14 protein-coding genes are annotated in these 13,225 nt (G+C 66.1%); all 14 read left to right on the top strand.

The genetic code is table 11. The features are described 5' to 3' along the window. The first annotated feature begins 22 nt into the window (after positions 1 to 22). The 14 genes from EN857_RS01135 (at position 23) to lnt (ending at position 13,197) form a co-directional block, all read left to right on the top strand. Positions 23 to 334, top strand: a complete 312-nt coding sequence (locus EN857_RS01135) for a (2Fe-2S)-binding protein (protein WP_126056686.1) — start codon at positions 23 to 25, stop codon at positions 332 to 334. Then, entirely contained in the window at positions 300 to 785 is a 486-nt protein-coding gene (gene bfr / locus EN857_RS01130; RefSeq protein WP_126056685.1) for a bacterioferritin, read from the top strand. Before EN857_RS01135 ends, bfr begins: the two co-directional genes overlap by 35 nt. Positions 786 to 797: 12 nt before the next feature. Continuing rightward, complete coding sequence (locus EN857_RS01125; protein WP_135857634.1) at positions 798 to 2,408, top strand: di-heme oxidoredictase family protein; 1,611 nt, start codon at positions 798 to 800, stop codon at positions 2,406 to 2,408. After that, positions 2,408 to 3,487 carry an imelysin family protein gene (locus tag EN857_RS01120; RefSeq protein ID WP_135857632.1) on the top strand — a complete coding sequence of 360 codons (1,080 nt, stop codon included), beginning with the start codon at positions 2,408 to 2,410 and terminating at the stop codon, positions 3,485 to 3,487. Before EN857_RS01125 ends, EN857_RS01120 begins: the two co-directional genes overlap by 1 nt. A gap of 3 nt (positions 3,488 to 3,490) precedes the next feature. Beyond that, on the top strand, positions 3,491 to 4,606 hold the full coding sequence (locus tag EN857_RS01115) for a DUF1513 domain-containing protein (protein ID WP_135857630.1): 1,116 nt from the start codon (positions 3,491 to 3,493) through the stop codon (positions 4,604 to 4,606). Positions 4,607 to 4,744: 138 nt separating this feature from the next. Then, positions 4,745 to 5,482, top strand: a complete 738-nt coding sequence (gene tsaB, locus EN857_RS01110; protein WP_135857627.1) for a tRNA (adenosine(37)-N6)-threonylcarbamoyltransferase complex dimerization subunit type 1 TsaB — start codon at positions 4,745 to 4,747, stop codon at positions 5,480 to 5,482. After that, complete coding sequence (gene rimI / locus EN857_RS01105; RefSeq protein ID WP_127282749.1) at positions 5,482 to 5,976, top strand: ribosomal protein S18-alanine N-acetyltransferase; 495 nt, start codon at positions 5,482 to 5,484, stop codon at positions 5,974 to 5,976. The genes tsaB and rimI overlap by 1 nt, the downstream gene beginning before the upstream one ends. Positions 5,977 to 6,005: 29 nt before the next feature. After that, positions 6,006 to 6,806 (top strand): 1-acyl-sn-glycerol-3-phosphate acyltransferase, encoded by an 801-nt coding sequence (locus tag EN857_RS01100; RefSeq protein ID WP_135857625.1) that lies wholly within the window; start codon positions 6,006 to 6,008, stop codon positions 6,804 to 6,806. An 84-nt stretch (positions 6,807 to 6,890) separates the two neighbouring features. Next, positions 6,891 to 8,297 carry a tRNA (N6-isopentenyl adenosine(37)-C2)-methylthiotransferase MiaB gene (miaB, locus tag EN857_RS01095; RefSeq protein ID WP_135857623.1) on the top strand — a complete coding sequence of 469 codons (1,407 nt, stop codon included), beginning with the start codon at positions 6,891 to 6,893 and terminating at the stop codon, positions 8,295 to 8,297. 79 nt (positions 8,298 to 8,376) lie between these two features. After that, on the top strand, positions 8,377 to 9,426 hold the full coding sequence (locus tag EN857_RS01090) for a PhoH family protein (protein ID WP_126056677.1): 1,050 nt from the start codon (positions 8,377 to 8,379) through the stop codon (positions 9,424 to 9,426). Between the two features lie 13 nt (positions 9,427 to 9,439). Further along, positions 9,440 to 9,937 carry an rRNA maturation RNase YbeY gene (gene ybeY, locus EN857_RS01085; RefSeq protein ID WP_135857621.1) on the top strand — a complete coding sequence of 166 codons (498 nt, stop codon included), beginning with the start codon at positions 9,440 to 9,442 and terminating at the stop codon, positions 9,935 to 9,937. 27 nt (positions 9,938 to 9,964) lie between these two features. Next, positions 9,965 to 11,038 carry a hemolysin family protein gene (locus EN857_RS01080; RefSeq protein ID WP_127282753.1) on the top strand — a complete coding sequence of 358 codons (1,074 nt, stop codon included), beginning with the start codon at positions 9,965 to 9,967 and terminating at the stop codon, positions 11,036 to 11,038. 10 nt (positions 11,039 to 11,048) lie between these two features. Further along, positions 11,049 to 11,519 (top strand): VOC family protein, encoded by a 471-nt coding sequence (locus EN857_RS01075; protein ID WP_135857618.1) that lies wholly within the window; start codon positions 11,049 to 11,051, stop codon positions 11,517 to 11,519. A gap of 85 nt (positions 11,520 to 11,604) precedes the next feature. Further along, a complete protein-coding gene (lnt, locus tag EN857_RS01070; protein ID WP_135857616.1) occupies positions 11,605 to 13,197 on the top strand; it encodes an apolipoprotein N-acyltransferase in 1,593 nt (530 codons plus the stop codon). The last annotated feature ends 28 nt before the right edge of the window (positions 13,198 to 13,225 follow it).

Here is a 13,225-nt window from a genome sequence, read left to right as displayed (position 1 = left end):
CGCCGTCAGCCAGGGCAAGTGAATGCTGATCTGCCATTGCAACATCATCACCGAGAAGGAGATCGAGCAGACGATCGTCGGCCTGCTGGATGAGGATCCCTGGCAGCTGATCGTGCCGGCGAAAGTCTACCATGCCATGCGCAAGCGCGGTCGCTGTTGCGGCTGCTTCCCAAATGTGGTGGAAACGATCATTCGGGTCACCGAGCACTACCACGCCCGTTCGGAGGCGAGCGGCGCCGACATCGTTTCACACCTGGACCGCGTCAGAGGCTTGCGCGGCCAATACGGGAGCAGAACCCATGAAAGGCGAACCGCAGGTCATCGAGCGGCTTAACGAAGCCCTGTTTCTGGAGCTGGGGGCCGTCAATCAGTACTGGGTCCATTACCGGCTGCTCGAGGACTGGGGCTACACCAAGCTGGCGAAGAAGGAACGGGCGGAATCGATCGAGGAAATGCAGCATGCCGACCGTCTGGTGGCCCGCATCATCTTCCTCGAGGGGCATCCGAACCTTCAGTCCGTGGCGCCGCTGCGCATCGGCCAGAACGTGAAGGAAGTGCTCGAATCCGATCTTGCCGGCGAGTACGACGCGCGTACCGCCTACAAGCGTTCGCGCGAGATCTGCCAGGAGGCCGGCGACTACGTGTCGATGAAACTGTTCGAGGAACTGCTTGCCGACGAGGAAGGTCACATCGACTTCCTCGAGACGCAGCTCGACCTGCTCGCCTCGATCGGCGAGGAGAAATACGGGCAGCTCAATGCCGACTCGGCCAACGAGGCGGAGTAAGGACATGCGGGAATGCGGCGCCGCCTAGATTTCCTGCGCCGCTCGCTGCGGGCCGAGGGCTCGCCTTCCTCGCCTTCCAGGAAAAGCTCGCTGGCCTGGCTGGTTCGCGGGCTTTCTTTCATTCCTGCCGTGGTGGCCACCGCTTCGGCGCTGGCTGGAGACCCGCTGCCCGCGGGCCTTGCCGCCGCGCGCAGCGATCTGACGCCGAAGGACCTGGCGCGTGTCATCGCCGTCACCAGGCCAACCGCGGATTTCTCCAAACCCGAGCCGTTCGAGCTGATGCAGGGTGGCGCCGGCACGTCGCGCAAGGACGTCAGCCGCGACGCCTTCTCGCAGCCCTCCGCCAACATCACCTTCGAGGAAGAAGGCACCTTCAGGCTCGGCAATGCGCTTTTCCGCAAGAACTGGGTGTCCTCACCCTCCTCGACCCAGGCATCGGACGGGCTTGGGCCGCTGTTCAACGAGCGCGCCTGCCAGAACTGCCATCTGAAGGACGGCCGCGGCCGGCCGCCGGAAGGCGGCGCCGGCACCACCTCGATGTTCCTGCGCCTGGCGCGCGATGCAAGCAGCGAGGAAGAGAGAGCCGAGCTTGCCGCCCGCAAGTTACTGAACTTCCCCGATCCGGTCTACGGCTCGCAATTGCAGGGGCTGGCGGTTCCCGGCCTCAAGGGCGAAGGCCGCATGCGCGTCGACTACCAGGAAGAGAAGGTGACGCTCGCCGGCGGCTCCGTGGTCTCACTGCGCAAGCCGGGCTATTCCGTCGACGGCCTCGGCTACGGTCCGCTCGATCCGCGTACCACGCTGTCGCCGCGCCTGACGCCGCCGATGATCGGCCTCGGCCTGATCGAGCAGATCGCGCCCGCCGACATCCTCGCCCACGCCGATCCGGATGACCGCGATGGCGACGGCATTTCCGGCCGTCCCAACATCGTGGGCGATGGCGCCAGCGGCGGGCTAACGCTCGGCCGCTTCGGCTGGAAGGCTGAGACGCCGTCCATTCGCGAGCAGGCGGCGGACGCTTTCGCCGGCGACATCGGCATCTCGACGCCGGAGGCGCCGAAGCATTGGGGCGACTGCACCGCGGCCGAAAAGGCTTGCTTGGCCATGCCGAACGGCGTGCAGCAGCGGCTCGGCCCGGTCGAGGCGCCGCCGCCGGTGATGGACCTCGTCACCTTCTATTCGCAGAACCTCGCCGTGCCGGCCCGGCGCGACATCGACGACCGCCAGGTGCTCGCCGGCAAGAAGCAGTTCTACGAGATGGGCTGCATTTCCTGCCACACGCCGAAATTCGTGACGTTGCGCGGCACGCCCAACAAGGCGCAGGCCTTCCAGCTGATCTGGCCCTATTCCGACTTCCTGCTGCATGACATGGGGCCGGGCCTCGCCGATGGACAGGCTGTCGGCGACGCGACAGGCAGTGAATGGCGCACGCCGCCGCTGTGGGGCATCGGCCTGACCGGAACGGTCAACGGCAATATGTTCTTCCTGCATGACGGGCGCGCCCGCACCCTCGCCGAGGCGATCATTTGGCATGGCGGCGAGGGGCAGAAGGCGCGCGACCGCTTTGCCGCCGCCGATGCGGCGAACCGCGATGCGCTGGTCAAATTCCTGGAGTCCCTGTGATGTCGAAGCGTCTTGCGTTTGCTCTCCTTCTTCCCCTGGCGATGGTCGGCGCATCCCCGGCATCGGCTGAGGTGAGGGCCTCCGCTGTCATCCAGCGGGCGATCGATGGTTTTATCCGTCCTGCCTATGCCAACCTGCGCGACCATGCCGGCAGCTTGACCAAGGCCGTGCGGGCGCTCTGTGATGCGCCGTCGCAAAGCGGCCTCGAGGCGGCGCGTGCCGAGTTTTCGGCCACGGTCGAAGCCTGGTCATCGGCTGAAATCATCGCTTTCGGGCCGATCAAGGAGAACAACCGGCTGGAGCGCATGCTCTACTGGCCGGACCGCAAGGGCATCGGCCTGAAGCAGGTGCAGGCGGCATTGGCCGGCAAGGACCCGACCGCCAGCGATCCGGCGCAACTGGCGGGCAAGAGCGTCGCCATGCAAGGGCTCGGCGCGCTCGAGTTCGTGCTTTACGGCGACGGCGCCGACGCTCTTGCCGGCAAGGACGATCCCTATCGCTGCGGCTATGGCGCGGCCGTCGCAGGCAATATCGAAACGATGGCCGCCGAGGTTGACGAGGCGTGGAAGAAGCCGGACGGATTTGCCGCGCTCTGGGCCAATCCGGGACCGCAGAACGCGCTCTACCGCGACGGCACCGAAGCTGTGACCGAACTTGTCGGCGTCTTCATCAACGAGCTGGAGATGGTCCGCGACGTGCGCCTCAAAGGGTTCCTGGGCGGCAAGCCGGAAGGCGACAAGCCCAGGCAGGCGATCTATTGGCGCTCGCAAAACACGACGGATTCCCTGGCCGGCAATCTCTCCGGTATCGATGCGCTGTTCGTGGCTTCGAAGCTTGGCGATGCGCTTCCGGCCGATGCGCAATGGATGGCCGAGTCCATCCACATCCAGCTCGCCAACGGCGTCGCGACCGCCAAATCCGTCACCGGTCCGATCGACAAAGCGCTCGCCGATCCGGTGCTGCGCGGCAAGCTCGATCATTTCGCGCTTATCACCTCCAGCCTGACCACCCTCATCGGCACCAGGCTGACCGCTGAGTTCGGCCTCACCGCCGGGTTTTCGTCCCTGGACGGAGATTGAGCCATGACTGCGGTACGCACGCCGCTGATCGACCGTCGCGATTTCCTGAGGGCCGCCGGCGCCGGCTTCGTGGCGGCGATGACACCGCGTGCCTGGGCGAAGACGCTTGATGCCGACGCGGTCTTCGCCACCGCCTTCGTCAGGCGCGACGGCAGCTATGGCGCCGCCGTGCTGTCCGAGGCAGGCGATGTGCTGCATGCGATCGACCTGCCCGACCGTGGCCACGACGTCACCTTCGATCCGGTGTCGAAGCGCTCCGTGGTCTTTGCCCGGCAGCCCGGCACCTTTGCCGTGGTGTTCGACCACACCGGCCGCGACAAGCCGCTGACCATCGCCAGCGTCGCCGGACGGCATTTCTTCGGCCACGGCGTCTTCTCGCCCGACGGCGCGCTGCTCTATGCCACCGAGAATGATTTCGACAATGCTGCCGGCGTCGTCGGCGTATATGACGCGCGCTCGGGCTTCAAGCGCATCGGCGAATTCCCGACCTACGGCATGGGGCCGCATGAGTTGCTTCTGCTCGGCGATGGCCGGACGATCGCGGTCGCCAATGGCGGCATCGAGACCCATCCGGACTACGGCCGCGCCGAGCTCAACATCGCCACCATGAAGCCGTCCTATGTGCTGGTCGACCGCATCACCGGCGATCTCATCGAAAAGCACGAATTGCCGTCGGCGCTCCACCAGCTGTCGATCCGCCACATGGATTGCGACCAGGCCGGCACGGTCTGGTTCGGCTGCCAGTATCGCGGCCCGGCGACCGACCGGCCGCTGCTGATCGGTCGCGCGGCGCGCGGCAAGGACCTGCAGTTGCTCGACATGCCGCAGGATGTGCTCGCCGGCTTCCGCAACTATATCGGCTCGGTCGCCGCCAATCCCGCCGCCGGCACGGTCGCCGTCACCTCGCCGGAGGGCAATTCGCTCGCCGTCATCGACGCCGCCAGCGGCGACGTCGTCGCCACCAGGGCGCTGGTCGAGGTCTGCGGCCTGGCGCCCGATGGTTCGGGCTTCATGGCCACCACCGGCGCCGGCGAGATCGTCGAGGGCAATGGCGCCAGGCGCTCCGAGCCCGACTATGTCTGGGACAATCACATGCTGCGCATCTCAGAGCCGGCGTAGCCACCGCGATCGTTGGAGGGCGTTCTCGACCCTGGCCATGCCAAGCCGCATAACAAATATCCACCTTGCCCCTTGCAGGGACGGGCCGTGGCGGGCACAGGGAATTGTTTTTCGACCCAGGGCGTTAACCGGCGAACCATGAAGCTGCTTGCCATCGACTGTGCCGCCACTCTCTGCGCCGCCAGCATCTATGACGCCGCGGCCGGGCGCGAGCTTGGCCGCCAGGTGCTCGACCTCGGCAAGGGCCATGCCGAGCATCTGATGGCGGTCATCGACGCGGCGCTGAAAGCGGCCGGCACAGGCTACGCGGGCCTCGACGCCATTGCCGTCTCCGTCGGTCCCGGCTCCTTCACCGGCCTGCGCGTCGGCGTTTCCACCGCGCGCGGCCTGGCGCTGGCGCTGAAGATCCCGGCGATCGGCGTGACCACGCTCGAAGCTTTGGCGGCAGAGGCGGCCGCGTCCTTTCCCGGTCGTGCCGTGCTCGCCGCCCTCGACGCCGGGCGCGAGGAGATCCATGTCGCCGCCTATGACAAAGCGTTAGTTTTGACTTACGGTCCGGCGGTGGCCACGCTCGCGCAAGCCACCGCTATTGCCGTGGAGACGTCCGCCGCGCTGGCCGGCACCGCCGCGGAGAAGATCGCCGCATCGGCCGGGCGCGCCTTCGACATCGGTCCGACCGGCGCCACCGCTGACATCGCCGTCTATGCCCGGCTGGCCGCTGAAAAGGGCGTGGGCGACAAGCCCAAGCCGCTCTATCTGCGCGGCGCCGATGCCAAGCCGCAAGCCGGTTTCATTCTTCCAAGACAAGACCATGATCCCAAAAAGTGGGCCCCGGTTTTTGGGCAAGATCATGGTCCGGAAGGAAAAAAGAGCTGATGCGCATTCCCTTCTTTCAGCCGCGCCGCAGGGACTATGCGCTTCAGCCGCTGACGGTTGCCGACAGCGAGGCTGTCTCGGTGCTGCATCAGGAGGACTTTGTGCGGCCGTGGAGCGACGGCGAGTTCGCGGCTTTGCTCGAACAGGACACCGTATTCGGCTATGCCGCGCGCGAAACCGGACAGGGCGGCAAGCCACCGGTCGGCTTCGTGCTGGCGCGGCTGGCGGCAGGCGAGGGCGAGATTCTCACCGTAGCCGTCGCCCGCTCCCACCGCCGCCAGGGGCTTGGCTGGCAATTGATGGACGCGGTGCTGCGCGAATTGCACGCGCAACGAGCCGAGGCGCTGTTCCTCGAGGTCGATGAGACCAATGTGGCGGCCATCGCGCTCTACCGGCGGCTCGGCTTCCGTGAGGTCGGCAAGCGCGCCAACTACTACAGATCGCCCGAGCGCGGCCCGACCGGCGCGCTTGTCATGCGCCGCGATCTTCGCTAGCGACACGCCGGGACAGGGCCTGCGCGCTGATGATCAAGAAATTACGGATTTTCCTGGCGCTTGGTCTGGTCGTCGCCGGCTCGCTGGTCCTGGTGCCGCTGCAGATCCTGTCGATGAAGACCGGGCTGTGGCCGGAAACCTTCATCCTCAAGATCTGGCACCGGATGATCGCCAGGGCGCTCGGCCTGCGCATCCACGTCAAGGGCGCGCTGTCGGCCAAGCGCCCCTTGCTGGTCGCGTCCAACCACATCTCCTGGACCGACATCATGGTGCTCGGCTCCAGGGTCGACGTGAAGTTCATCGCCCGCGCCGACATGGCGAACTGGCCGATGATCGGCATGCTGTCGAAGCTGCAGCGCACCGTCTTCATCGAGCGCGAGCGCAAGCGCAGCTCGGGCGACCAGGCCAGCGAGATCGCCGGCCGCATGGCCAATGGCGACGCCATGGTGCTGTTCGCCGAAGGCTCGACCGGCGACGGCAACCTGCTTTTGCCCTTCAAGAGCACGCTGTTCGGCGCCGCCTCGATGGCGATTTCGGAAGGGGCGACCGAGCAAGTGTTTATCCAGCCGGTGGCGATCGTCTACACCAGGCTGCATGGCGTGCCGCTCGGCCGCCGCCACCGGCCGATCGCCGCCTGGATCGGCGACGAGGACCTGATGCCGCATCTCAAGGTGCTGCTCGCCGAAGGCGCGCTCGATGTCGAGCTGCATTTCGGCGAGCCGATTGCCTTCTCCAAGGGCTCGAACCGCAAGGAGACGGCAAGGCTGATGGAAAGCCGGGTGCGCGAGATGGTGCAGGCGGCGCTGGCCGAGCCGCGCCCGAGCCGCTGACGCGCCCCTTCGCGCATCCGGGACCCGGCGCCAAGGTTGAGAATCGTCTGTTTTTTGTCGCTGAAAGGCGTTAGAAGCCGCCCGATGGACCTGAACACGACAGAACGCAACGACATCGGCATCGCTGCCGACGGCCTGGCTACCCCTCCGGCGGCGAAGAAAGTCTTCGTCAAGACCTATGGCTGCCAGATGAACGTCTACGACTCGCAGCGCATGACCGATGCGCTGGCGGCAGACGGCTATGTCGCGACCGATATGGTCGATGATGCTGACCTGGTGTTGCTCAACACCTGCCATATCCGCGAAAAGGCGGCGGAAAAAGTCTATTCCGAGCTTGGCCGCATCCGCGACCTGAAGGCCGAACGGGCCGGCACCGGCCGCGAGCTGCTGATCGGCGTCGCCGGCTGCGTGGCACAGGCCGAAGGCGCCGAGATCATCCGCCGCGCGCCGGCCGTCGACCTGGTCATCGGCCCGCAGACCTATCACCGGCTTCCCGACGTGCTGGCAAGGGTGCGCGGCGGCGAGAAGATCGTCGAGACCGACTACGCCGTCGAGGACAAGTTCGAGCATCTGCCGCAGCCGAAGCGCGCCGAGGTCGCCAGGCGCGGCGTCACCGCCTTTCTCACCGTCCAGGAAGGCTGCGACAAGTTTTGCACCTTCTGCGTCGTGCCCTATACGCGCGGCTCCGAAGTCTCGCGGCCGGTGGCGCAGATCGTTGCCGAGGCCGAACGCCTGGCCGAGGCCGGCGTGCGCGAGGTGACGCTGCTCGGCCAGAACGTCAATGCCTGGCACGGTGAGGGCGAAAACGGCGAGGAATGGGGGCTGGGCCGCCTGCTGTTCAGGCTGGCCGAGATCCCTGGCCTGGCGCGGCTGCGCTATACCACCAGCCACCCGCGCGACATGGATGACGAATTGATCGCTGCCCATCGCGACCTGCCAGCGCTGATGCCCTATCTGCATCTGCCGGTGCAGTCGGGCTCCGACCGCATCCTGAAGGCGATGAACCGCAGGCATACGGCGCGCGACTATCTGGCGCTGATCGATCGCATTCGCGCCGCGCGCGGCGATATCGCCATGTCAGGCGATTTCATCGTCGGCTTCCCCGGCGAGACGGAAGCCGATTTCGAGGCGACCATGCAGCTGGTGCGCGAGGTCGACTATGCCTCGGCCTTCTCGTTCAAATATTCGCCGCGTCCGGGCACGCCTGGCGCCGAAATGCCCGATCACGTGCCGGAAGCCGTCAAGGACGATCGCCTGCAGCGCCTGCAGGCCCTGCTCCTGAAGCAGCAGCAGGATTTCGGCGCCAGCCTCGTCGGCAGGACCATCGGCACGCTGATCGAGAAGCCGGGCCGCCAGGCTGGCCAGAAGGTCGGCCGTTCGCCCTGGCTGCAGCCCGTTATTATTGATGAAAAGGCCGGCGAAATCGGTGACATTATCGAGGTACGAATCACAAGGACGGGCTACAATAGCCTGTTCGCCGAGTTGGCCTGATGCATGTCGCTAGATTGAGCCCGCGGTTTTGGGACAACGACATGCATAGCCACAAGCCTCGGCAGATGAGGAGAGACGGTTGAGCGCTGCTGAACTGAAGAACCTGCCCCCGAACCAGGCATCCGGGGCTTCCGACATGGCGCACATCGTTCTGACCTTCGACAACAACAAGCTTGCCAGCGCCCTGTATGGCCAGTTCGACGAGAACCTGGCGCGGCTCGAGCAGAAGCTCGGCGTCGACATCCGCTCGCGCGGCAACCAGCTGACGATCAAGGGCTCGGCCTCGGCCGCCGAGCAGGCGCGCCGCGCGCTGGACAACCTCTACGGCATCCTCCAGAAGGGCGTCGACATCGGCCAGTCCGACGTCGACGGCGCCGTGCGCATGGCGATCGCCGCCGACGACCAGCTGACGCTGCCGACGCTGGAGCGCAAGGGCAAGATGTCCGCCGCCCAGATAGCGACGCGCAAGAAGACCATCTACGCCCGCTCGCTCAACCAGGACGCCTATATGCGGGCGCTGGAGCGCTCCGAGCTCGTTTTCGGCATCGGCCCGGCCGGCACCGGCAAGACCTATCTGGCGGTGGCGCATGCCGCGATGCTGCTCGAACGCGGCATGGTCGAGCGCATCGTGCTGTCGCGGCCGGCGGTCGAGGCCGGCGAGCGGCTGGGCTTCCTGCCCGGCGACATGAAGGAGAAGGTCGATCCATATCTGCGGCCGCTCTACGACGCGCTTTACGACATGATGCCGGCCGACAAGGTCGAGCGGGCGATCGCGGCCGAAGTGATCGAGATCGCTCCGCTGGCCTTCATGCGCGGCCGCACGCTGGCGCACGCCGCCGTCATCCTCGACGAGGCGCAGAACACGACGCCGATGCAGATGAAGATGTTCCTCACCCGTCTCGGCGAGAATTCGCGCATGATCGTCACCGGCGACCCGACCCAGATCGACCTGCCGCCGAACACCAAGTCCGGGCTTGTCGAGGCGCTGCGCATCCTCGACGGCGTCACTGGCATGGTGACGGTGCGCTTCAACGAGGGCGACGTCGTCAGGCATCCGCTGGTCGCCGAGATCGTCAAGGCCTATGACCGCGACGGCAAGCTGGCCAGGGGCCTGGGCGCGGAAAGCTGACGAAAAAAGCCGCATGGCTGAAGACAGGAAACCAGGCGGCGGCCTGCCCGTCGACATCGATATTTCGATTGAGGCCGGCGATTGGCCCGACGAGGCGGGGCTGACGCGCCTGGTCGATCGCGCCGTGGCTGCCGCCTTTGCCGAAACCGGCGTCGACGGCGCTTCCGAGCTCAGCATCGTGTTTTCCGACGACGCCCACATCCGCACGCTGAACGCCGGCTGGCGCGGCAAGGACAAGCCGACCAACGTCTTGTCTTTCCCGGCTTTTCCGTTCCCGAAGGGCGGTCCGCTGCCGCCGATGCTGGGCGATATCGTGCTCGCCGCCGAGACGGTCGCGCGGGAAGCGGCACTGGAAGACAAGCCGCTGGCGAACCATATCACCCATCTCGTCATCCATGGCCTGCTGCATCTTCTGGGCCACGATCACGAGACCGACGCCGAGGCCGAGGAGATGGAAGCGATCGAGCGCGCGGCGCTCGCAAGGCTTGCCATTCCCGATCCCTACGCGTAACTAAAAAGACCAATTGACCGGACGACGATGAACGACAAACCAGAGACTGCCGCCCGCCCCGACGCCGGCAGTGCGGCCAAGCCTTCCGAAAAGACGGAAGAGGGCTCGAGTCCGAGTACCACGACCGGCAGCATCGCCAGCGAGCCATCGCCTGCCGGTCCTTCCCTGTTCGATCGCGTGCTCGGCCTGTTCAGGCAGCGCAACGGCACCAGCCTGCGCGAGGAGATCGCCGGCGCGCTTGCCGAAACGGCGAGCGATGCCGGCGCCTTCTCCCCCGGCGAGCGCGCCATGCTCAACAACATCCTGCGGCTGCGTGAAGTCCGCGTCGAGGACGTCATGGTGCCGCGCGCCGACATCGAGGCGGTGGAGATCACGACGACGCTGGGCGATCTGCTCGGCCTCTTCGAGCAGTCCGGTCATTCCCGCATGCCGGTCTACTCCGAAACGCTCGACGACCCGCGCGGCATGGTCCACATCCGCGACGTGCTCGCCCACATCACCAAGGTTGCCCGCGTCAAGAAGGGTCGCACCAGCCGCAAGACGCCGGCCGCGGCGCTTCTCGACCTCGCCCAGGTCGATCTCGCCCGCACCATCGGCGACCTCAACCTGATCCGTCCGGTGCTGTTCGTGCCGCCCTCCATGCTTGCCTCCGACCTGATGGGCCGCATGCAGACGACGCGCACCCAGATGGCTTTGGTCATCGACGAATATGGCGGCACCGACGGCCTCGCCTCGCTGGAAGACATCGTCGAGATGGTGGTCGGCGACATCGAGGACGAGCATGACGACGACGAGCCGATGATCACCCAGTCCGGCGAGGGCAACTTCATCGTCGACGGCAAGGCCGAGATCGACGAGGTCGCCAAGATGATCGGCGAGGATTTCACCGCCGGCGAGCATGGCGAATATGTCGACACCATCGGCGGCATGATCTTCAACACGCTCGGCCGCGTGCCGGCCCGCGGCGAGGTGGTGCAGGCCATACCCGGCTTCGAGTTCCATGTCCTCGACGCCGATCCGCGCCGCGTCAAGCGCGTGCGCATCGTGCAGGTCCAGAAGGGCGAGCGCCGCCGCCGCGCCGCCCGCACCGAGCAGGCCTGAAACCCGCCTGATGACGGTCGAGGATCCGTTCAAGCATGCCGTCCTCGGGTCCGGCATATTCTATAAGGACCCGCGTGCGGCTTTGACCTGGCTTGAAGCGGCCTTCGGTTTCGAGCCGAGCATGGTCGTCAGCGATGCCGAGGGCCGCCTCGTCCATTCCGAAATGCGCTTCGGCGACGGTTACATCGTCGTCGATTCAGAGTGGGCCGACCATGTCGCCAGCCCCGCTTCCGTCGGTGGCCGCAACACCCAGTCTGTCTATATCCGGCTGAAGGACGGGCTCGACGCCCATTGCGAGCAGGCGCGGCTGGCCGGGGCCGAGATCATCCAGGAACCGACCGACCAGTTCTATGGCGAACGGCAATACCGCGCCCGCGACCCCGAAGGCCATGTCTGGACCTTCACGCAGACCTTGCGCGCGGTCCCGCGCGAGGAAGCCGAGCGGCTGAGCGGCCACAGCATCGAGGGCTGGCACCGGTAACATCAGATTGCGCTTATCGATGTTTGGAGCGCGGACCGCGGCCTGATAAATCTTTTGCCGTGATTCGCGCGACTCGGAAGCCTCAATGCAGCGCCTGGCCGGCCGGATAATTCTGCTCTGGGGGTGGCGACGGGCGCTGGTGGCGTTTCTCGCCGGAGCGCTGGCGGTCCTCGCTCAGGCGCCCTATGATTTCTTCGCCGTCTGCTTCATCTCGTTCCCGCTGCTGGTCTGGCTGCTCGACGGCGCCACCGGCGAGGCTTCCGACGGTTGGCTGAGGCGGCTGAAGCCGGCCTTCGCCATCGGCTGGTGGTTCGGCTTCGGCTATTTTCTCGCCGGCCTGTGGTGGATCGGCCAGGCGCTGCTTGTCGAGGCCGACAGCTTCGCCTGGGCCTTGCCCTTCGCGGTGGTCGGCATCCCCTTCGGGCTCGCCTTCTTCTACGGTTTCGCCACGGTCGTGGCGCGGCTGTTGTGGAGCAACGGCATCGGCCGCATCGCGGCACTGGCCTTCGGCTTCGGCCTGGCGGAATGGCTGCGCGATTTCCTGTTCACCGGCTTCCCCTGGAACGCCGTCGGCTATGCGGCGATGCCGGTACCCCTGCTGATGCAGAGCGTGTCCGTGACCGGCATGATCGGCATGAACGCGCTCGCCGTCTTCGTCTTTTCGCTGCCCGCGCTGGTCGCTGCGCGGCGCCAGCTTCGCCTGGGCTTCGCGCTGCTCGGCATGCTCGTCGCCGCCCATGTCGGCTTCGGCTATGTCAGGCTTGCCGCTCCGCTCGAGCCGGCGACCCGTTCGGTCGATGTCCGCATCGTCCAGCCGGATGTCGACCTCAGCGAAAAATGGGACGCTTCGGTTCGCGACCGCATCTTCGCCACCTTGCTTGGCCTTTCGGGCAAGGCGCCGGAAGCCGGCCATGCCAGGCCGCAGCTGATCCTGTGGCCGGAGACCTCGGTGCCGTTCCTGTTCACCGAGCGCCCGGACGCGCTGACGGCGCTGGGCGACATGCTCGGCGAAGGCCAGATGCTGATCGCTGGCGTCGTCCGCGAGGAGGGCGGCTCGGCGGCAGGCGCCGGCAGCCGCTATTACAATTCCGTGGTGGCGATCAACGACAAGGGCGAGATCGCCGACGCCGTCGACAAGATCCATCTGGTGCCGTTCGGCGAATATCTGCCTTTCGCCGACGTTTTCGACCGCTTCGGGGTCGAGCAGCTGGTCGCCGGCCCGATGAATTTCGCGCCCGGCAACGAGCGCCATCCGATCGTATTGCCGGATGGCGTCCGCGCGCTCCCCTTCATTTGCTACGAGGTCATCTTCCCCGACCTTGTGGCAGTTGACGCAACGTCAGCTCAGCTTATTGTGAACGTCACGAACGATGCGTGGTTCGGTGATACGCCGGGCCCATACCAGCACTTCAGGCAGGCCCAGATTCGCGCGGTGGAGAATGGATTGCCTTTGTTGCGTGCGGCTAACAATGGCATTTCCGCCATTGTCGATCCGCGCGGCCGCATTGTCGACGCGCTCGCCGTCAATGCGCGCGGCGCAATCGATGCGCATGTGCCGATTTCTGGGCGCGCCCTCATTTCCGCCGGCCAGCGGCGAATTAACGGATTGATGATCATGTTCCTGTTCGCGCTGGGAGCACTCCTATCGAATGTAAGGCTACGGCTACGGGTGAATTGACAGCCGACACATTAGAAACTCATACTGT

Origin of the sequence: Mesorhizobium sp. M4B.F.Ca.ET.214.01.1.1 (assembly GCF_004791545.1) — a bacterium.
Lineage (GTDB): Bacteria > Pseudomonadota > Alphaproteobacteria > Rhizobiales > Rhizobiaceae > Mesorhizobium > Mesorhizobium abyssinicae.
The sequence above is the reverse complement of the archived record's forward strand: the minus strand, read 5'-3'. Positions and strand labels throughout refer to the sequence as shown.